Below are 19,539 nucleotides of genomic sequence, written 5' to 3'. Positions count from 1 at the left end.
GGCAAGACTTCACAGTGCGGTGAAATCGATTGCCTGATAGGTATCGGCGCCAATCCCGGCAAAGCCGAGCAATGCCGGCAATCGTGTAACAAATCCCTGGAAACTGTGGTCGCCGCCGGCCTGAATGCGCAAGGCACAGGCCCGGTAATACTGCTGGGCAAGGCGATAATCCAGCGTTTCATCCCCGGTCTGCAACCATACCTGATATCGCTGCGGATCCTGCGGCGCCGGCACTTCCAGCTCGGCCAGGGCCGTCACGTGGTCGTGGGTCAGCTCCCAGGTTTCGTCGGTGTACAGGTTTTTCTGGGTGCCCAGGTGTCCGTCGAACATCCGGTGCGGGCTGACGGCCGGGTTGACCAGCAGGGCTTTCAGGCCATGGCGCTCGGCCAGGTGAGTCGCATAGTAGCCGCCGAGCGAGCTTCCCACCAGCAATGGCCGGCCGAGTTCGGCGATTGCCTGTTCCAGCTGACCGATGGCTTCGCGTGGGTGGTGATGCAGCGCCGGCACACGCAGTTGGTCGCTCAAACCCAGCCGCTCCATCACCTCGACCAGCTGACAGGCCTTTTTCGAGGCCGGCGCGCTGTTGAAACCATGGATATAGAGAATCGAACCGGACATTTGAGCTCCCTGGGCGTCGGCTGAAGAAAGCGGAGTTTACAGGGAGTCAGGGGATGTTGGGCCAGCACCCGAGGAAATCAGCGCTGCATCCGTCAATCAGTAACCGTTGGAGCCGTAATCCACCTGAAAATCAAAACCGGTGACACGCTCCACGCCGGTCTCCAGCCGCCCATCCGGCAACAAGCGCAACCAGCGATACCCCGGTGCCTGCTCGCCGACCTTGAAATCTTCACTGCCTGGCTCGAACTGAATGCAGGTCGACGGCGAGGCAATCAGCCTTACGCCGTTGCGTTCGCGGTCGATTTCCTGATGGACATGTCCCCACAGTACGGCGCGGGCCTGCGGGAAACGGTCGAGCACGTCGAAAAACGCTTCCGGATTGCGCAAGCCGATCGGCTCCATCCAGGCGCAACCGATCGACACAGGATGATGGTGAAAGCACACCAGATGATGGCGATCCGGCGCTTCACTCAGGGAGCGGGCGAGCAATTGCAGTTGGTCATCCTGCAAATACCCCGGCACCGATCCGGGCACCGCCGAATCGAGCAGGGTCACACGCCAGTTGCCGACATCCACCACAGACTCCAGCAATGCACTCTTCACCGTCGCCTGCGCCATGATTTGCGGTTCGTCGTGGTTGCCGGGGATCCAGCGGGCGGGGGCATCGAGCTGTGCCGTCATTTGGCGAAACAGCTGATAGGACTCCAGCGTACCGTCCTGGGACAGGTCGCCGCTGGCCACGATCAGGTCGATCCGCGGTTGCTGCTCGAGCACCAGCTCGATGACTTTTTGCAGACTCTCACGGGTGTTCATGCCCAGCAGCGTTCCTTCCGCCTCGGCGAACAGATGGCTGTCAGAGAGTTGCACCAGCAACGCCGTGTCGGCGGTGGTCAAAGTCGATACGCTCGGCAAGGCGTTCTCCCCCGGGATCGCGGGACTGGATAGGTGCGGCAATTATGCGGGGGGACACCACAAAGAGAAACCGGCGAACCGGACGCAGTTCACAACTTGCGCTGGTTATCGGACTGCCGCGTATTCGTGTCCGCACGCCAGACAATGACTCAGCCATTCACCCAGGAACAGATTGAGCTGGGCTTTTTCGTCCGGCTGGTGCATGGCCGCATTCGGGTAAGGATAGACGCCGCGAAAGCGTCGCGCATGCTCGGCACTGATCACCTCGGCCATACGCGCGTCGTGATAGACCTGCACCTCCAGTTGCGGCACCGGCAGCCATGGCAGGCTGTGTTCCTGACGCACCTGCAGAGTCGTGGTGTACGGACAGGCCTGCAGCACTTCCAGAGTCAGCACGCCGAGCATCTGGTCGCCCTGGGTTACCGCGATGCGCCGCGCTTCGGGGTCGCTGCGCATGTCCGGCAAGAGTCGCATCAGGCGCGCGTAGTTCGCCTCGCAGGCGGCTTGCAGCCCTGCGAGGTCGACGCGGTAGCGATCGCGCAACTTGTTTACGACCATAGCCCCCTCACTTCGGCGCGATTGAGCGCCAGCCACTGCAAGGCGATGATGCTCGCCGCATTGGCAATCCGTCCGTCACGTACGGCCTGCAAGGCATCTTCAAAGGCCCAGACCGTGACGCGAATATCTTCGGCTTCTTCCTCCAGCCCATGCAGGCCGCCTGCGCCTTCGGTGCTGCAACGCCCCAGATACAGATGCACAAATTCGTTGCTGCCGCCCGGCGATGGAAAGTATTTGGTCATCGGCCACAGGGCTTTGATGTCCAGCCCAGCTTCCTCCTGCGCCTCGCGGTGAGCAACTTCTTCCGGCTGTTCGTCCTTGTCGATCAGACCGGCGACCAGTTCCACCAGCCACGGGTTGTCCGCCTTGCCCAGAGCCCCGACGCGAAACTGCTCGATCAGCACCACTTCATCGCGCTGCGGATCGTAGGGCAGCATGCACACCGCATCGTGGCGCACGAACACTTCACGATTGATTTCGCGGCTCATGCCACCGGCGAACAGTTCGTGGCGCAAGTGCAGACGGTCGAGCTTGTAGAAGCCCTTGTAGCACTGCTCGCGTCGCACGATATCGACGGCGGTCGGAATGGCTTTGGCAAAATCGGTCATGAGCATCCTCTTTACTGCAAATCCAATACGAGGCGCCTTACCTGCGACCTCGACTTCGCGCCATCCTAACGCGCCGGTGACGTTTGATGCAGCCCCTTTGCTGTCAGCGGGATGGACGGTGGAGGCGAAACCCACTCTAATTAGCTTAGTGGCGAACTGACCGCTTCGTTGAGAGTCGAAGCGGTAACTTTTTGCCTTCCCCTGCTTCAGAAAGGACGCCCATGTCGCTTTTCAAAATTGCCTCCGTGGCCGCCATCGCCCTGACCCTGGGCGCCTGCGCCAGCCTGTTCCAGCCCAACCTGCGCACGCCGCTGGAAACCACCCGCGACGCCTCGGAAACGCTGAAACCCGGTTGTTCCAACCAGGACTGTCCGTTGGTAAACATCGATACGTTGCGCTTCCCGGCAGAACCGGCGCTGGACGGCATCATCGAAAAACGCCTGCTGCAAATGACCCGCACCGCACCGAACGCCCCGGTGGCGCCGACGCTGGCAGCGTATCGCGAGCAGTTCCTGGCCAATGCCGGCCCGCGCAACAGCAGCTATTTGCAGGCGAAAGTACGCGAGCAGCATGACGGTCTGGTGATCATCGAAACCTCGAGCTATTTGGACACCGGCGGTGCCCACGGTACGCCGGGACGCGGTTTCATCAACTATTCGCGTCAGCAACACAAGGTGCTGACCTTGGCGGACATGCTGCTGCCGGGTCAGGAAGAGGCATTTTGGAAAGCGGCGCAAGTGGCGCACAACAGCTGGCTGATCAGCACCAAGCTCGATCAGGAACCGGAATTCGTGAAGAGCTGGCCGTTCGTCAAAACCCCGAACGTGGCGCTGACCTACGGCGGCGTGATCCTCAAGTACGACGTGACCACCATCGCGCCTTATGCGCTGGGCCACGTCGAACTGAAGATCCCTTACCCGCGCCTGAACGGCATTCTCAAGCCCGAGCTGTTTCCCGGCCGTAACTGAAAGCCCGGCCGAGCACCAGTTGCAGCAGCCCTGCCAGCACCAGCGCCGGCAGGGTCGCGCCGACATCCGGATACAGATTGGCCAACAAGTGATAGGTGCTGATGCCACCCAGCCAGGCCAATAGCGCCGGCCAGCGCAACGCGGCCGATGCCACCTGAGCACTGCGCTTGCGCAGGATGAAGTGATCCACCAGCACCACGCCGAACAGCGGTGCGAACACCGAGCCGATCAGCAACAGGAAGTTCTGGTACTGCGCCAACGGCGCGAGCAAGGCGATCAGGGTGCAGATCACCCCGATGGCCAGCGCCAGATGCTCGACTTTCAGACGCAACAGAATCCCACTGGAAACCGCTGCCGAGTGAATGTCGGCGAAAGCGTTCTCCGACTCGTCCAGCAGAATCAGCAACAGCGGAATCCCCAGACCGGCGCCGGCCAGTGCCAGCAGCAGCGCGTTGACTTCACCGCTCGGCGCGAATGCCAGCGTGTAGGCCACGCCGAGGCTCATCAGCCAGAAGTTGCCGATGAAGAAACCGATCGCCGTACCACCGAACACGTTCTTCGCCTTCTTGCCGAAACGCGAGTAGTCGGCAATCAGCGGCAGCCACGACAGCGGCATCGCGATGGCGATGTCGAAGCCCACGGCGAGCGGCATCGAGCCATCCCCGGCCTGTGCCCACAAGGCGGCGAGGTCAGCCTTGGCGAACAGGTTCCAGGTCAGCCAGATGCACGCGGCCAGAATCAGCCAGATGCCCCACTTGCGCAGAATCTTGCGCACGAACGTCAACGGCCCGCTGACCGCGAGCAATGTCGCCAATGCGCCGAAGCACAGCGTCCACAGCATCGGACTGGCCCACAGCGAACCTTCGCTGAACGCACGGGTGCCGAGCAGGCTGGCCGCATCGCGCATGACGATGATTTCGAACGAACCCCAACCGATCAGTTGCAGCAGGTTGAGCAGCGCCGGCAGGCTCGCGCCTTTGCTGCCGAGGCTGAGTTTCAGCGCAGCCATCGACGACAGGCCGGTGTCGCTGCCGATCACGCCGACGGCAGCCAGCAACAGGACGCCGACCAGGGTGCCGAGGAAAATCGCCAGCAGCGATCCCGACAGGCCCAGCCCCGGCGCCAGCAACGCGCCGGTCTGCAACACCATCAGGCCGATGCCGAGGGAAAACCACAGGGAAAACAGATCGCGACCGCCGAACACACGCTGGTTGGCGGGCACGGCGAGGTCGGGGGAATAAGTACCGGGTTGAATGCTCAAGGACGTTTCTCACAGAGAAGCAGAAAAAAAGCTGCAAGCTGCAAGCTACAAGTCAGAAGCGATATGCGGACTGCTTCTCCTCTTGTAGCTTGTAGCTTGCCGCTCGTGGCTAGACTTTCTTGTACAGCTGACTGCCTTCCTTCTTGAACCGCTCGGCCTGTTCCGCCAGGCCCCGGGCGACGTCCACGTCGACCGCGTCGATCCGCTGGTTGGCCGCGTATTCGCGGACTTCCTGAGTGATCTTCATCGAGCAGAATTTCGGCCCGCACATCGAACAGAAATGCGCGACCTTCGCCGAATCCTTCGGCAGGGTTTCATCGTGATACGAACGGGCGGTGTCCGGGTCCAGACCGAGGTTGAACTGGTCTTCCCAGCGGAATTCGAAACGCGCCTTGCTCAAGGCGTTGTCGCGGATCTGCGCGCCCGGGTGCCCCTTGGCCAAATCCGCCGCATGGGCCGCGATCTTGTAGGTGATGATCCCGGTCTTCACGTCATCCTTGTTTGGCAGGCCCAAGTGTTCCTTCGGCGTCACGTAGCAGAGCATCGCGCAACCGAACCAGCCGATCATCGCCGCACCGATACCGGAGGTGATGTGGTCGTAGCCCGGCGCAATGTCGGTGGTCAGCGGGCCGAGGGTGTAGAACGGCGCCTCGTCGCAGCACTCCAGCTGCTTGTCCATGTTCTCCTTGATCAACTGCATCGGCACGTGGCCGGGGCCTTCGATCATGCATTGCACGTCGTGCTTCCAGGCGATCTTGGTCAGCTCGCCGAGGGTTTCCAGTTCGCCGAATTGCGCTTCGTCGTTGGCGTCGGCAATCGAGCCCGGACGCAGACCGTCGCCCAGCGAGAAGCTGACGTCGTAGGCCTTCATGATTTCGCAGATTTCGTCGAAGTGGGTGTAGAGGAAGTTCTCTTTGTGGTGCGCCAGGCACCACTTGGCCATGATCGAACCGCCACGGGACACAATGCCGGTCACACGTTTGGCGGTCAGCGGCACGTAGCGCAGCAACACGCCGGCGTGGATGGTGAAGTAGTCGACGCCCTGCTCCGCCTGCTCGATCAGCGTGTCGCGGAACAGCTCCCAGGTCAGGTCTTCGGCGACGCCATTCACTTTTTCCAGCGCCTGATAAATCGGCACGGTGCCGATCGGAACCGGCGAGTTACGGATGATCCACTCGCGGGTTTCGTGGATGTGCTTGCCGGTGGACAAGTCCATCACCGTGTCCGAACCCCAGCGAATGCCCCAGGTCAGTTTCGCCACTTCTTCTTCGATGGACGAACCCAGCGCGCTGTTGCCGATGTTGCCGTTGATCTTCACCAGGAAGTTGCGGCCAATGATCATCGGCTCGAGTTCGACGTGGTTGATGTTGGCCGGAATGATTGCGCGACCACGGGCAATTTCTTCGCGCACGAACTCAGGGGTGATTTCTTTCGGAATGCTCGCACCGAAGCTGTGGCCGGCGTGCTGCTGTTTCAACAGGCCGGCAGCGCGGGCTTCTTGCAGCTTCATGTTTTCGCGGATGGCGACGTATTCCATCTCGGCGGTGATGATGCCTTTGCGCGCGTAGTGCATCTGGCTGACGTTGGCCCCGGCCTTGGCGCGGCGCGGGTTGTTGACGTGGGCGAAACGCAGTTTGGTCAGCTCAGGATCGGCCAGACGCTCCTGACCGAAATTCGAGCTCAGGCCTGGCAGGCGCTCGGTGTCGCCACGGTCGTCGATCCACGCCGAACGCACGTCGCCCAGACCTTTGCGCACGTCGATCACCACGTTCGGATCGGTGTACGGGCCGGAGGTGTCGTAGACGGTGACCGGCGCGTTGATTTCGCCGCCGAAGTCGGTCGGGGTCACATCGAGGGTGATTTCGCGCATCGGCACGCGGATGTCCGGGCGGGAGCCCTGAACGTAGACTTTTTGCGAACGGGTGAACGGTTGAACCGACTGCTCGTCGACCTTGGCCGAGTCACTCAGGTTGATCGCATTTTTAGATTTTGTAGTCATCACGGGCTCTCCAGACAGCATCCAGGCAGTGGATTGTCGGAGCAGAACCTGAAAGGCACGGACGCACCAGGACTGGTGCTGTGCATCGTCGTCGAGCGTTCGATTGTCGAACAATATCCCGGACGAAGCACAAGAGGACTCGCCGGGTGACGAGAAATCTTGTTCCCTACGCAGGCGCTAACCTGATCAGGTTCAACGGGATCCGAAATTATTCGATCTCAGCCTCATAGCAAGGCACCCCGACAAGAACCCGGCCAGTCTAGACACAACCGGCAAAGAACGCCAACACCGTGGCAAACACCATGATGAATGGCGCAATTGGCAGATTGTTGCCTGCCGCCGGCGCTACTACACTCGCTACGCCATGCTGCGCCTTGACGCTGCATGGGCCGCGCCTTACCTTTGGCGCCCGGATTATTTCCATAATATTCATGCTAGGGATCGCCTCATGCTGCGCAAACTCTCACTGGCTGTCGCCGTGTCTTGTGCGTCCACCGCAACGGCCTGGGCAGCAGAAGCGCCTTTATCGACCAGGACCGATCTGGTCAGCGTTTATCAGGAAGCCGTCGACAACAACGCCGACCTGGCCGCCGCCCGCGCCCAGTACGGTGCGCAGAAAGAAGTGGTGCCCCAGGCCCGCGCCGGGCTGCTGCCGAACCTGTCGGGCGGCGCTGAAGTCGCCAATGTGCGCACCTCGATCGACCAGCCCTCGGCCATCGCCAATCGCAGCGCGCACTCCTATCAGGCGACGCTGGCGCAACCGCTGTTCCGCGCCGATCGCTGGTTCCAGTACCAGGCCGCCAAGGACGTCAATGAGCAGGCCGCGCTGCAACTCTCGGCCACCGAGCAGAACCTGATCCTGCAAACCGCCGAAAGCTACTTCAACGTGCTGCGCAGCCAGGACAACCTGGCCTCGACCAAGGCCGAGGAAGCCGCGTTCAAGCGCCAGCTCGACCAGTCCAACGAGCGCTTCGATGTGGGTCTGTCGGACAAGACCGACGTGCTGCAATCGCAAGCCAGCTACGACACCGCGCGGGCCAACCGGATCGTCGCCCAGCGTCAGGTCGATGATGCGTTCCAAGCGCTGATCACCCTGACCAACCGCCAGTACAACTCGATCCAGGGCATCGTCCACACGTTGCCGATCCTGCCGCCGGCGCCGAACGACGCCAAGGCCTGGGTCGATACCGCCGCGAAACAGAACCTCAATCTGCTGGCCAGCAACTACGCGGTCAGTTCCGCCGAACAGACCCTGAAACAGCGCAAGGCCGGCCACCTACCGACCCTCGACGCGGTGGCCAAATACGAAAAAGGCGACAACGACGCCCTCGGCTTCTCCAACCCGAACGCGTTTGGTACGCCATACAGTGGCAATGTCGAGCAGAGCACCGTGGGCCTGCAACTGAACATTCCGATCTACAGTGGCGGATTGACCAGCTCCCAGGTGCGCGAGTCCTACTCACGGCTGGACCAGACCGAACAGCAGCGTGAAGGCCTGCGCCGGCAAGTGGTGGAGAACACCCGCAACCTGCACCGCGCGGTAAACACCGACGTCGAGCAGGTGCAGGCGCGCCGCCAGTCGATCATTTCCAACCAGAGCGCGGTGGAAGCCACGGAAATCGGTTACCAGGTGGGGACGCGCAACATCGTCGATGTGCTCGACGCCCAGCGTCAGCTCTACACCTCGGTGCGCAACTACAACAACACCCGCTACGACTACATCCTCGACAACCTGCGTCTGAAGCAGGCAGCGGGGACATTGAACCCAGGCGACCTGCAGGATCTGACGCGTTATCTGAAAGCCGACTACAACCCGGACAAGGATTTCCTGCCGCCGGATCTGGCCAAGGCTGCCGAAGCCCAGCTCAAGGCCCGGCCTTAAACAAAAAACGCAGCCCCGAGGCTGCGTTTTTTTATGCGCGGTCGATCAACCTTCCCAGGCCATCGAGCAAGCGCTGCAACGCGCCCTGATTGCGGCGCATCACGCTCAGCCCGGCATCGGCCATGCGCTGTGCGTCGCGCGGCAGTTCGAACAGACGCTGCACTTCTATCGCCAGACCTTCGGCATCATCCACCTCGGCCAACGCCCCGGCGCTGCGCAGTTGCGCGGCGATGTCGAGGAAGTTGAACAGATGCGGTCCGCTGATCACCGGTTTCGCCAGCGCCGCCGGCTCCAGCAGATTGTGCCCGCCGTTGGCTACCAGACTGCCGCCGACGAACGCGCTGTCGGCCAAGGCATAAAGAAACAGCAATTCGCCCATGGTGTCGCCGAGCAGCACCGAAGTCTGCGCATCGACGCTCGCGCCGGTGGAACGGCGCACCGTGGCAAAGCCTTCACGCTGGCACAACTCGAACACCGAGTTGAAACGCTCGGGGTGACGCGGCACCAGAATCAGCAGTGCATCGGGATGGTTGGCCAGCAAACGGCGATGGGCATTCAGCACCACTTCGTCTTCGCCTTCATGGGTGCTGGCGGCGATCCATACCGGCCGTTCCAGCGCCTGCCATTGGCCGCGCAGTTCAGCGGCGCGTTGCAGCAGTTGCGGGTCGATGGTCAGGTCGAACTTGATCGAGCCGGTGACTTCAACTGTCTCCGCACGCGCACCGAGATCACGGAAGCGCAGGGCTTCGGCCTCGGTCTGCACGGCGAACAGGCTCATCTCGGCGAGCATCGGCGCGGTCAGTTTGCTGAAGCGGCCATAGCCTTTGGCCGAACGCTCGGACAGGCGTCCGTTGGCCAGCGCCACCGGAATCCCGCGTTTGGCGCATTGGTGAATGTGGTTGGGCCAAAGCTCGGTTTCCATGATCACTGCCAGTTTCGGCTGCACGCGATCCAGAAAACGCGCCGCCGCGCAGGGCAAGTCATACGGCAAATAGCAGTGCTGGATGCGTGGCTCGTTGGCGAACATTGCGTGAATGCGTTCCGACCCGGTCGGCGTCATGCAGGTCACGGTGATCGGCAGTTGTGGATAACGTTGCAGCAGCGCACGGATCATCGGCGCAGCCGCGATGCTCTCGCCCACCGACACGGCGTGAACCCAGATGCCGCCCGGTTGCAAGGTCGGCATGCCATAGGAGAAACGTTCGCCAATCCGCTTGGCATACGCCGGTGCCTTGCGCGAACGCAGCCACAGCCGAATCGCCACCAATGGCAGCCCCAGGTAAAACAGCGCGGTATAGAGAGTTCTATTCATGGCGGCGGAGTTTATCGGCTTTTGCCGCCGATCGCCCGCAGGTGTATGGCAAATCGCTCCGCCAGCCAGCGCGCCGCCGGCCCGAGGGGTTCGTCACGGCGCCAGACCAGTTCCACCACCAGCGCCGGCGGCGTCCATTCGCTGTCCAGTTCCACCATCAGGCCCTGATACGCCGAGTACTGCACCACGTGGCGCGGCAGCCAGGCCCAGCCGAGGTCACGCACCAGCCATTCGGCCATCACGTAGAAACTGTCAGCGCGCCATACCTGCGGACTGGCCGGTTCGTTGCCGGGATAAATGCTGGTCTGGGTCGACATCAACAACTGCCGATGCTGCGCCAGTTGCTGGCAGGTGACGTAAGCCTGCGCTGCCAAGGGATGGTTGACGCCGCAGACCGTGACCATTTCCACACTGCCCAGCACCCGGCGCTCCAGCGCTTCAGGGATTTCATCGTGATAGAACAGCAGCCCGAGATCGGCCCGGCGCTCCACCAGTTTGCGTGAAACCTCACCTTGGGCGGCGCTGGTCAGTTGGACTTCCAGACTGGGAAACTGCTCGGCCAGGGCGGCGAAGCTTTCCACCAGCGCCTGATAGGGCATCGCCTCATCCTGGGCCACCCGCAGCTGCGCTTCCTGCCCGCGCATCATGGCCACGGCCCGGCCGTTCAGGCGCTCGCACTGGCGTAACACTTCACGCGCCTCCTCCAGCAACGCCTCCCCCGCTTCGGTAAGACTCGGCTGACGGCCGCTGCTACGCTCGAACAGACTGACACCGAGGTCGTCCTCGAGCATGGCAATCGCGCTGCTGATCGCCGACTGTGCCTTACGCTGCTGACGTGCCACGGCGGAAAACGAGCGCTGCTCGGCAACGCCGACAAACACCCGCAACTGCTCCAGATTCCATTGCATGCTCATCAGGCCAACCCATCTCTTAAACAGATAGGTAATGACTTTACCCCATCTGGGGAGTCACTAGAATGCCGCCTCAGAAAGCAATGCTACACACGAGGATTTGAACATGAACGCTTACGTCTACCTGGCCATCGCCATCTGTGCCGAAGTGATCGCGACCGTTTCGATGAAAGCCGTCAAAGGCTTCAGCACGCCATTGCCACTGGTGCTGGTCATCGTCGGCTACGCCATTGCGTTCTGGATGCTGACCCTGGTGGTACGCAGCGTGCCGGTGGGCGTGGCCTATGCGGTATGGGCCGGCATGGGCATCGTGATGGTCAGTGTCGCGGCGCTGTTCATCTACGGGCAGAAGCTAGATATCCCGGCGATGCTCGGAATGGCGCTGATCGTGCTCGGCGTGGTGGTGATTCAACTCTTCTCGAAAACCGCCGGCCATTAACAGCAGCGACAGGCTTCAAGCCACAAGCTGCAAGCCAAGCCAAGCCAAGCCGATTTTTCCCCTTCGGGTTGCAGCTTGCAGCTTGAAGCTTGAAACTTGCGGCTTATTTGAGCCTTGAGGTCGTTGCATGCCATCTCCAATTTCCACCGACGTGCTGATTGTCGGCGCGGGTGTCGCCGGTCTCTGGCTGAACGCGCGCCTGCGTCGCCAGGGTTTCTCGACCGTGCTGGTGGAAAGTGCCAGCCTCGGCGGCGGGCAGAGTGTGAAGTCCCAGGGCATCATCCACGGCGGCGCCAAGTACGCGCTGCACGGTGCGCTGACCGGTGCCTCGGAAGCCATCGCCGACATGCCGCGCCGCTGGCGTGAAGCCCTGGCCGGCAACGGCGAACTGGACCTGACCGGCGTGCGCCTGTTGTCCGAAGCCCATTACCTTTGGTCGCCGGGCACCCTGGCCGGCAATCTGACCAGTTTCTTCGCCAGCAAAGCGGTGCGTGGCCGGGTCGATCAGGTCAAGGGCGATCAACTGCCGCCGGCCCTGCAAGACAAACGCTTCAAGGGCAAGGTCTACCGTCTCGCCGAACTGGTGATCGACGTGCCAAGCCTGATTCAGCGTCTGGCGGATTTGTCGGGCGACGGTCTGCTCGCCGGCCACGGCATCGAGCCGTTACTGGAAAGCGGTGTGCTGGTCGGTCTGAAAGTCGATGGCCGCGAGATTCGTGCCCAGCGCATCGTCCTCAGTGCCGGTGCCGGTACCGCCGACCTGCTGACTGCTTTGGGCCTGACTCATCCGGCCATGCAACGCCGGCCGCTGCACATGATCATCGCCAAGGGCCCGGGCTTGAAGCCGCTGTATGCGCACTGCCTAGGTGGCGGCACCAAGCCGCGCATCACCGTGACCACCCACCCGGCCGCTGACGGTCAGTGGGTCTGGTATCTGGGCGGCGACATTGCCGAATCCGAAGGCGTGGCCCGTGAGCCGGCCGAACAGATCGCCACCGCCCAGAAAGAACTTGGCCAGTTGTTGCCATGGATCGACCTGAGCACCGTGCAATGGGCGACCCTGCGCGTCGATCGCGCCGAACCGCTGCAAACCGGTCTTACCCGCCCGGACAACGCGTTCCTCGCCGAAGAAGGTCGCCTGCTGGTCGGCTGGCCAACCAAGCTCGCATTGGCCCCGGACTTCGCTGACCGGGTGATTGCCTCCCTGGAACGCGACGGCATCCAGCCAAGCCACGCAGCTCCGTTGCCCGAGCTGCCAAAACCACCGATGGGCGTTCCCGCCTGGGAGCAACTGCTGCCATGAGCCTGCCGACCCTGCACGATTTGCATCGCCCGCTGGGCAGCACCGGGCTGCTGGTCTCGCCGCTGGGCCTGGGCACCGTCAAACTTGGCCGCGACCAGGGCGTGAAATATCCCAACGGCTTCCAGATCCCCGACGACGACGCCGCGCGTATGTTGCTCAAGCAGGCGCGCCAGCTGGGTATCAACCTGATCGATACTGCGCCAGCCTATGGCCGCAGCGAAGAACGCCTCGGCCCGCTGCTGCGCGGCGAGCGTCAGGACTGGGTGATCGTCAGCAAGGTCGGCGAAGAATTTGTCGACGGCCAATCGACCCACGATTTCAGCGCCGCTCACACGCGGATGTCGGTGGAGCGCAGCCTGCAACGTCTTGAAACCGATTTTATCGACCTGGTGCTGGTGCACTCCGACGGCAACGATCTGGCGATTCTCAACGACAGCGAAGTCTACGCAACCCTCGCGGCACTGAAGGCCGAGGGCAAGATTCGCGGCTTCGGCTTCTCCGGCAAAACCGTCGACGGTGGCCTCAAAGCACTGGAGCAAGGCGACTGCGCGATGGTCACCTACAATCTGAACGAACAAAACGAGAAGGCGGTCATTGACTATGCTGCTGCCCACGGTAAAGCCATTCTGGTGAAGAAGGCCCTGGCCAGCGGTCATGTGTGCCTGAGTCCCGGCGTGGATCCGGTGCGCGCCAGCTTCGAATTGCTGTTCGCCCAGCCCGGCGTGGCCAGTGCCATCGTCGGGACAATCAATCCGCTGCACCTCGCCCATAACGTTGCGACCGTTGCCCAGGTCCTTCGTGGTCACTGACGCCGCCTCGCGGCCTTAAGCAGGAGCCGACATGCCGCGTACGCTCATCAGAAAGAACCCGAGCAACTTCAAGACGCTGCCGCTGTTCGTCGAAGCCACGCCGGAAGGCCTGACCTACCAGAGCGTGGGCATGCCGTTGAATTTCGCCCAGACCCTGCAGCGGCGCAAGCCGGTCAGCGTGGCCGATGCCGAGCGCTTTGCGCTGGAGCTGGCCAACCTCGGCGTCTCGGTGCGCCTGACCCTGCACTGGCAGAATCGCGATTATTGGGTGCTGGTACGCCAGCGGCGGCAGGATCGCGGTGATGTGGTGCTCAAACTGATCTCCGGCTACGTACCGGCGCATGAACTGAATATCCCGCTGCACACGGCCATCCAGGAGATTGCCGAAGAATGCCTGCTGGAAACACCGGAAGGCTGGCTCGGCGGGCGTTTCAACGACACCTGGCTGCCGGCGCCGTACTCATCGGCGCTGCATTATCGCGAGGCCCTGCCCTTTCGCCTGACGCCGCTGTCCGGCTCGGCGCGGCCGGTGCGCTGCGCCAATCTGCAACTGCTCGAACGGCCGAGGGCTTACGTGCACTTGCCGACCGCGTCCCTGCAATTGATCTACGACTTGCGACTGGACGTGCCCAAGGAAGCCAAGAACCTCAGCCTGTTCCATGTCGATGAACGGCTGGAAGGCGATCAACTGGTCGCCCGGCTCGACCGCAAGCGCCCCGATCTGTACTTGATGCCGTTGCAGGACGGCGAACCGCTGCCTGAGTTGTATACGCTGAAGAAAGGTCAGTTGTACCCGGCGGGCACTCGCGGTCTTTATCTGGCGGAAAGTTTCGCCCGGCAGGACGGCTGGCTGGTGCGCGATGAGCGGATTCGCTGGAAAGACTGGCTGCGCCAGCAGGGTTTGACGCCGCCACCCAAGGACACGGGGCTGGCGCGCTTGCGCGGCAAGGCCAGGCAATTGCTGAAGAAGATCGTGCCGCGCAAGAAAGTGAATTCCTGAACGGCAAAAGACCGCGCCTGCGAGTAACTCCGGAGAGTCCTCGCAGGCGCGGTCTTTATGTTTGCATCACTCGGACTTGCGGATTTTTTCCACAATCGCCGTGGTCGAGCTGTTTTCCACCAGCCCCAGCACTTTAACGGTGCCGCCATAGGCTTTGACGATATCGGCGCCGACCACTTGATCGATGCCGTAATCGCCACCCTTCACCAGCACGTCCGGCTTGACCTCGCGCAGCAGGTTTTCCGGGGTGCCTTCAGCGAAGCTGATGACCCAGTCCACCGCGCCGAGACCGGCGAGAACCGCCATGCGCCGGTCTACGCTGTTGATCGGCCGGCCCGGCCCTTTCAGGCGGCTGACCGAAGCATCGTCGTTGATCGCGACGATCAGCCGATCGCCCTGCGCTCGCGCCTGCTCGAGGTAGGTCACGTGGCCGGCATGCAGGATGTCGAAGCAGCCATTGGTGAACACGATCCGCTCGTTGTGCGCCCGGGCATCGGCAACTGCCAGCAGCAGTTGCTCCAGACCCAGCACGCCACGCTCGGAACCTTCTTCACGCTGAATGGCGCGACGCAGTTCCGGGGCGCTGATCGCCGCCGTACCCAGCTTGCCGACCACGATGCCCGCTGCCAGGTTGGCCAGCGCTACCGCGTGCGGCAATTCTTCGCCAGCGGCAATCGCGGCTGCCAAGGTAGAAATCACCGTATCGCCAGCACCGGTCACGTCGAACACTTCACGGGCCCGCGCAGGCAGATGCAGGGCCGGATGATCCGGACGCAGCAGGGTCATGCCGTGTTCGCCACGGGTCACCAGCAGCGCGCCGAGATCCAGGTCATGCATCAGCGTCGCGCCCTTGGCCACCAGCTCGTGCTCATCGGCGCAACCGCCGACGATGGCTTCGAATTCGCTGAGGTTCGGGGTGATCAGGCTCGCGCCACGGTAGATCGAGAAATCCTTGCCCTTCGGGTCGGCCAGCACCGGAATGCCTTTGGCACGAGCGGCCCGGATCAGCGCCTGATGGTTTTTCAGGGCACCTTTGCCGTAGTCGGACAGCACCAGCACCTTGATGCCTTCGAGCAGATCATCGACCTGCACGCCGAGGGCCAGGGCGTCGGTGGCGAACGGTTCTTCGAAGTCGATACGCAGCAATTGCTGGTGCCGGCTCATGACCCGCAGCTTGACGATGGTCGGCTGGTGCGCGATGCGTTGAAACAAGGCTCGCACGCCCGCACCCTTGAGGCTGTTGCTCAGGCTGTCGGCGGCTTCGTCGTCACCGGTCACACCGACCAGCGACGCCGGCGCACCCAGCGCGGCAATGTTCAAGGCAACGTTGGCGGCACCGCCCGGACGGTCTTCGATTTGCTCGACTTTAACGACAGGAACCGGCGCCTCAGGGGAAATCCGTGAGGTACCACCATGCCAGTAACGGTCGAGCATGACATCGCCGACCACCAAGACAGGGGCTTGATCGAATCGCGGCATGGACAACTTCATGGAGCAACCCACATACAAAATGAACAGGGGCGCGATATTAACACAGGGTTGGCGAAGGCTTGTGCGGTGGCTGCAACAGGATGAAACAGCTGGCTTTTTTGCTCATTTTTTAAGCAGAAAAGTTGCCAACCGCTCGCAGGCTTCGCTCAACTCGAGGGCTTGCGTGTCGATCCGGCACTCCGCCGCCAACGGCGCCTCGTAAGGGCTGTCGATACCAGTGAAATGCTGGATACGGCCCTGACGTACGGCCTGATACAAGCCTTTAGGATCACGACGCTCACACTCTTTGAGCGAAGTGCTCACATGCACTTCGATGAAGTCGCCCTTGGCAAACAGTTGCCGCGCAGCGTCTCGCTCGGCACGAAATGGCGAGATCGCTGCGACGATGACAATCAGGCCGGCATCGACCATCAGCCGGGCGACTTCCGCCATGCGCCGGGTGTTTTCCCGGCGGCCGGCATCGTCCATGCCCAGATCACGACACAATCCGTTGCGTACGTTGTCGCCATCGAGCAGAAATGTGTGCAGCCCGAACTGATGCAAGTGCAGGTCCAGCGAATTGGCCAGGGTTGACTTGCCGGCGCCGGACAGTCCGGTCAGCCACAGGCAACGCGGCCGCTGCCCCTTGAGCGCGGCTCGCGCCTGGCGAGACAGCGCAAGGCTATAGGGGCTGATGACAGGCAGTGTCGCCAGACTGCGCAGAGCCTCATTCATAACCGAGCAACTCGTAGTCACGCTGATAGGCCCGACGCACCAGCCGACGGGTTCGCGCCGTGCAGAACTCCCGCGCCTTCAGCGGTTGGCGCTGCCGGGAGCTGTTGACGTGCGGCAACTGACACACCATCCCCAAGCGCTCGCAGACCTGTTTGAAATCCTGCTCGAGATGCTCCTGGTAACCGATGAAGTCCAGGGCCAGATGCCCCAGTGAATCGGTGAGAAAGTCGGTTTGCGCAGCAAAGTGCAGTTGCCGCGAGATCGTCTCCGGGTGCAGCCAGCGTGCGACAAAGTCATCAAAATCCCGATACTGGCGAACCATTTGCTGAGCGGCGTGATCGCGCCCGCTCAAGGTGTTGCCATGCAAAAAGGCGTAAGCCGAATAGGCGCGCTCCAGCGGGTCGCGCACAAAGGCGAACTTGTAGGCGGCGGCATATTGCTCGGGAAATTGCTCTTCGTACCAGTACAACGGCAAGTGTCCCGGACGCCAGCCGTCGAACATCGCCGCACACAAGCTGCTGCCGGCGCATTTGGGCACGTGGATAAACAGACAGTCGCGCTGCTCGAAGGCAGCGGGAAACGCCAGACTGGCCGACATCGACTTGTTCACCACTTGCCGGTCGACCACCGACAGGCGCCCCAGCAGAAAGGCCCGCTGCGGCTTGGGCAGCAATTTCCACAGATAACGTTGCAGCATGCCAGCACCCGCGCGAAGAGGATGGCCCCTTCGATTGAAGTCAGAGTTCGTTCAGGAACCTTAACAAGCGCGACGGCCGGTTTTATGCCGGTTTGGTCAAGAAGGGTAAAGGACTGGATACAAATGAATGTGGGAGCGAGCCTGCTCGCGATGACGCATGCACCTTCAACATTGATGTTGACTGTTGCACCGCTGTCGCGAGCAGGCTCGCTCCCACAAGGTTTTCCGGGGGATCAGGCGATGTCTTCGGCCGGGGCGTCAAGGCCCATGGCGTTGAGACGCGCGTAATAGCCGTTCTGTGCCAGCAGGTCGTCGTGAGTGCCGCGCTCGACGATCCGGCCCTGATCCATGACCAGAATCAGGTCGGCTTTCTCGATGGTCGACAGACGGTGAGCGATCACCAGCGTGGTACGGCCCTTCATCACTTGATCCAGGGCAGCTTGAATGTGTCGCTCGGATTCGGTGTCGAGGGCCGAGGTGGCCTCGTCGAGAATCAGCAGCGGCGCGTTCTTGAGCAAGGCCCGGGCAATCGCCAGACGCTGGCGCTGGCCGCCGGAAAGCAGCACGCCGTTCTCGCCGACCTGAGTGTCCAGGCCTTCGGGCAGTTGCGAAATGAAGTCCATCGCGTAGGCATCACGCGCTGCTTTTTCGATGTCTTCGCGCGGTGCCCCTGCCAGATCGCCATAGGCGATATTGTTGGCCACGGTGTCGCTGAACAGCGTGACGTGCTGAGTCACCTGGGCAATGTGGCGACGCAGATTGAGCAGTTTGTATTGCTCGACTTCCACACCGTCGATCAGGATCTCGCCCTTGTCGTGGTGATAGAAGCGCGGGATCAGGTTGGCCAGGGTCGACTTGCCGCTGCCCGAACGCCCCACCAGCGCCACCATCTGCCCCGGCTCGACCGAGAAACTGATGTCATCGAGCACCTGACGCTCGGTGCCCGGATAGGTGAAGCTCAGGTTGCGTACATCGAGGCGACCGCTGACCGAGTCGCGCTCGACCGTGCCGGTATCGACTTCCGGCTCGACGTCCAGTTGCTCGAAAATGCTTTCGGCCCCGGCCACGCCTTTCTGGATGGTCGAACTGACTTCGGACAACTGACGGATCGGTTTGGGCAGCAGGCCCGCGAGCGTGATGTAGGCGACCATGTCACCGGCCGAGGCGTCGCCGCGAAGGTACAGCACGAGGAACATCAGGATCGCCATAGCGCTGTAGATCACCAGTTGCAGCAGCGGCGTGTAGATAGCCCCGGTGCGGGTCATGCGCAGCTGCTTGTCGGTATTGCCCTGGCTGGCATCGAGGAAGCGCTTTTCCTCGTAGGCTTCGCCGCCAAAGCTGCGTACCACGCGATAGCCCTGGATGGTTTCCGACGCCACGTGGGTCACGTCGCCCATGGCCAGCTGGATTTTCTTGCTCTGCTTGCGGAATTTCTTGCTGGCGGTGCGCACCATCACGGCGATCAGCGGCAGGATCGCAACCATCACCAGCGTCAGCTTCCAGTTCATGAACAGCAGGGAGGCGAACAGGAAGATCACCGTCATGCCTTCACGGATTACGACCTTGATCGCATCTGTTGCCGCCCCCGTGACCATTGTCACGTTGAAGGTGATGCGCGAAATCAGGTGACCGGAGTTATGCTTGTCGAAATAACGGTTGGGCAGGACCAGCAGGTTGTTGAAGAGCTGTACCCGCAGGTCATGCACCAGGCCCAGGGAAACCTTGGCCAGGAAATAGTTGCCCAGATAAGATCCCAGCCCCTGCCAGGCGGCGATCAGGATGATCAGCAGCGGTACGGCCTGCAGCAGTTGCAGGTCGCGCAGGTAAGGCACGGTGGGAAACAGTACTGCCTCGGGATTGGACAGACCGTCGACAAAGTACTTGAGGATGTAGCCGAGCATCGGCTGGGTCGAGGCAAAAATCAGAAAACCGACGATGCTGATCAGGAACAGACTGATGTACGGCCGGACATAGCCGAGCAGGCGGAAGTAGATTTTCAAGCTCGAAGGGCTTGCGGCGGGACTGGAGTCGGTCATATCACGCGAAAGTCGATAAAA

At 61.9% G+C, this 19,539-nt stretch carries 18 protein-coding genes and 1 riboswitch; of the genes, 6 read left to right on the top strand and 12 right to left on the bottom strand.

The genetic code is table 11. The features are described from left to right. Positions 1 to 9 precede the first annotated feature (9 nt). The 4 genes from BMZ46_RS13860 to BMZ46_RS13845 form a co-directional block, all read right to left on the bottom strand. Positions 10 to 618: a YqiA/YcfP family alpha/beta fold hydrolase gene (locus BMZ46_RS13860; RefSeq protein WP_039766600.1), complete on the bottom strand. Its 609-nt coding sequence runs from the start codon at positions 616 to 618 to the stop codon at positions 10 to 12. 96 nt (positions 619 to 714) lie between these two features. Then, the gene (gene cpdA / locus BMZ46_RS13855; RefSeq protein WP_074689623.1) at positions 715 to 1,530 is read right to left on the bottom strand and encodes a 3',5'-cyclic-AMP phosphodiesterase; all 816 of its coding nucleotides are present in this window, start codon (positions 1,528 to 1,530) and stop codon (positions 715 to 717) included. 105 nt (positions 1,531 to 1,635) lie between these two features. After that, a complete protein-coding gene (locus BMZ46_RS13850; RefSeq protein ID WP_039766596.1) occupies positions 1,636 to 2,088 on the bottom strand; it encodes a DUF1249 domain-containing protein in 453 nt (150 codons plus the stop codon). Continuing rightward, positions 2,079 to 2,696 (bottom strand): NUDIX domain-containing protein, encoded by a 618-nt coding sequence (locus tag BMZ46_RS13845; RefSeq protein WP_007952223.1) that lies wholly within the window; start codon positions 2,694 to 2,696, stop codon positions 2,079 to 2,081. Before BMZ46_RS13845 ends, BMZ46_RS13850 begins: the two co-directional genes overlap by 10 nt. Before the next feature lie 221 nt (positions 2,697 to 2,917). On the opposite strand from BMZ46_RS13845, the gene BMZ46_RS13840 reads away from it, so the two are divergent. Then, positions 2,918 to 3,664, top strand: a complete 747-nt coding sequence (locus BMZ46_RS13840; protein WP_074689622.1) for an RsiV family protein — start codon at positions 2,918 to 2,920, stop codon at positions 3,662 to 3,664. Here the strand turns inward: BMZ46_RS13840 and cytX are convergent. Both cytX and thiC read right to left on the bottom strand, forming a co-directional pair. After that, complete coding sequence (gene cytX, locus BMZ46_RS13835) at positions 3,633 to 4,925, bottom strand: putative hydroxymethylpyrimidine transporter CytX (RefSeq protein WP_074689621.1); 1,293 nt, start codon at positions 4,923 to 4,925, stop codon at positions 3,633 to 3,635. The two genes, BMZ46_RS13840 and cytX, sit on opposite strands and share 32 nt — an antisense overlap. 109 nt (positions 4,926 to 5,034) lie before the next feature. Continuing rightward, on the bottom strand, positions 5,035 to 6,924 hold the full coding sequence (gene thiC, locus BMZ46_RS13830; RefSeq protein ID WP_074689620.1) for a phosphomethylpyrimidine synthase ThiC: 1,890 nt from the start codon (positions 6,922 to 6,924) through the stop codon (positions 5,035 to 5,037). Positions 6,925 to 7,070: 146 nt separating this feature from the next. Further along, positions 7,071 to 7,176: riboswitch (TPP riboswitch) on the bottom strand. Positions 7,177 to 7,372: 196 nt separating this feature from the next. Here thiC and BMZ46_RS13825 point away from each other — a divergent pair. Beyond that, positions 7,373 to 8,806, top strand: coding sequence for a TolC family outer membrane protein (locus BMZ46_RS13825; RefSeq protein WP_039766588.1), 1,434 nt, complete (start codon positions 7,373 to 7,375; stop codon positions 8,804 to 8,806). Positions 8,807 to 8,837: 31 nt separating this feature from the next. On the opposite strand, the gene waaA is transcribed toward BMZ46_RS13825, so the two are convergent. Together waaA and BMZ46_RS13815 are read right to left on the bottom strand one after the other, a co-directional pair. Further along, entirely contained in the window at positions 8,838 to 10,118 is a 1,281-nt protein-coding gene (gene waaA / locus BMZ46_RS13820; RefSeq protein WP_074689619.1) for a lipid IV(A) 3-deoxy-D-manno-octulosonic acid transferase, read from the bottom strand. Positions 10,119 to 10,129: 11 nt separating this feature from the next. Then, on the bottom strand, positions 10,130 to 11,032 hold the full coding sequence (locus tag BMZ46_RS13815) for a LysR family transcriptional regulator (RefSeq protein ID WP_039766582.1): 903 nt from the start codon (positions 11,030 to 11,032) through the stop codon (positions 10,130 to 10,132). Between the two features lie 103 nt (positions 11,033 to 11,135). Between BMZ46_RS13815 and BMZ46_RS13810 the strand changes: the two genes are divergently transcribed. The 4 genes from BMZ46_RS13810 to BMZ46_RS13795 all read left to right on the top strand — a co-directional run bounded on the left by BMZ46_RS13810 (position 11,136) and on the right by BMZ46_RS13795 (position 14,580). Beyond that, positions 11,136 to 11,468: a DMT family transporter gene (locus BMZ46_RS13810; RefSeq protein WP_007952237.1), complete on the top strand. Its 333-nt coding sequence runs from the start codon at positions 11,136 to 11,138 to the stop codon at positions 11,466 to 11,468. 127 nt (positions 11,469 to 11,595) lie between these two features. Beyond that, entirely contained in the window at positions 11,596 to 12,771 is a 1,176-nt protein-coding gene (locus BMZ46_RS13805) for an NAD(P)/FAD-dependent oxidoreductase (RefSeq protein ID WP_074689618.1), read from the top strand. After that, positions 12,768 to 13,580, top strand: coding sequence for an aldo/keto reductase (locus tag BMZ46_RS13800; protein WP_074689617.1), 813 nt, complete (start codon positions 12,768 to 12,770; stop codon positions 13,578 to 13,580). Before BMZ46_RS13805 ends, BMZ46_RS13800 begins: the two co-directional genes overlap by 4 nt. A 31-nt stretch (positions 13,581 to 13,611) precedes the next feature. Continuing rightward, positions 13,612 to 14,580, top strand: coding sequence for a metal ABC transporter ATPase (locus BMZ46_RS13795; RefSeq protein WP_074689616.1), 969 nt, complete (start codon positions 13,612 to 13,614; stop codon positions 14,578 to 14,580). A gap of 66 nt (positions 14,581 to 14,646) precedes the next feature. Here BMZ46_RS13795 and hldE read toward each other — a convergent pair whose 3' ends face one another. From hldE to msbA, 4 genes are all read right to left on the bottom strand, one after another. Then, positions 14,647 to 16,071: a bifunctional D-glycero-beta-D-manno-heptose-7-phosphate kinase/D-glycero-beta-D-manno-heptose 1-phosphate adenylyltransferase HldE gene (hldE, locus tag BMZ46_RS13790; protein WP_074689615.1), complete on the bottom strand. Its 1,425-nt coding sequence runs from the start codon at positions 16,069 to 16,071 to the stop codon at positions 14,647 to 14,649. 102 nt (positions 16,072 to 16,173) lie between these two features. Then, positions 16,174 to 16,785: an adenylyl-sulfate kinase gene (cysC, locus tag BMZ46_RS13785; RefSeq protein WP_074689614.1), complete on the bottom strand. Its 612-nt coding sequence runs from the start codon at positions 16,783 to 16,785 to the stop codon at positions 16,174 to 16,176. Beyond that, positions 16,778 to 17,482 carry a sulfotransferase family 2 domain-containing protein gene (locus tag BMZ46_RS13780; RefSeq protein WP_074689613.1) on the bottom strand — a complete coding sequence of 235 codons (705 nt, stop codon included), beginning with the start codon at positions 17,480 to 17,482 and terminating at the stop codon, positions 16,778 to 16,780. The genes cysC and BMZ46_RS13780 overlap by 8 nt, the downstream gene beginning before the upstream one ends. Positions 17,483 to 17,715: 233 nt before the next feature. After that, positions 17,716 to 19,518 (bottom strand): lipid A export permease/ATP-binding protein MsbA, encoded by a 1,803-nt coding sequence (gene msbA, locus BMZ46_RS13775; RefSeq protein ID WP_039766570.1) that lies wholly within the window; start codon positions 19,516 to 19,518, stop codon positions 17,716 to 17,718. Positions 19,519 to 19,539 lie beyond the last annotated feature (21 nt).

Origin of the sequence: Pseudomonas sp. NFIX49, assembly GCF_900115915.1 — a bacterium.
GTDB lineage: Bacteria > Pseudomonadota > Gammaproteobacteria > Pseudomonadales > Pseudomonadaceae > Aquipseudomonas > Aquipseudomonas pharyngis.
Note: the sequence above shows the minus strand (reverse complement) of the source record. Positions and strands in the feature narration are given on the sequence as shown.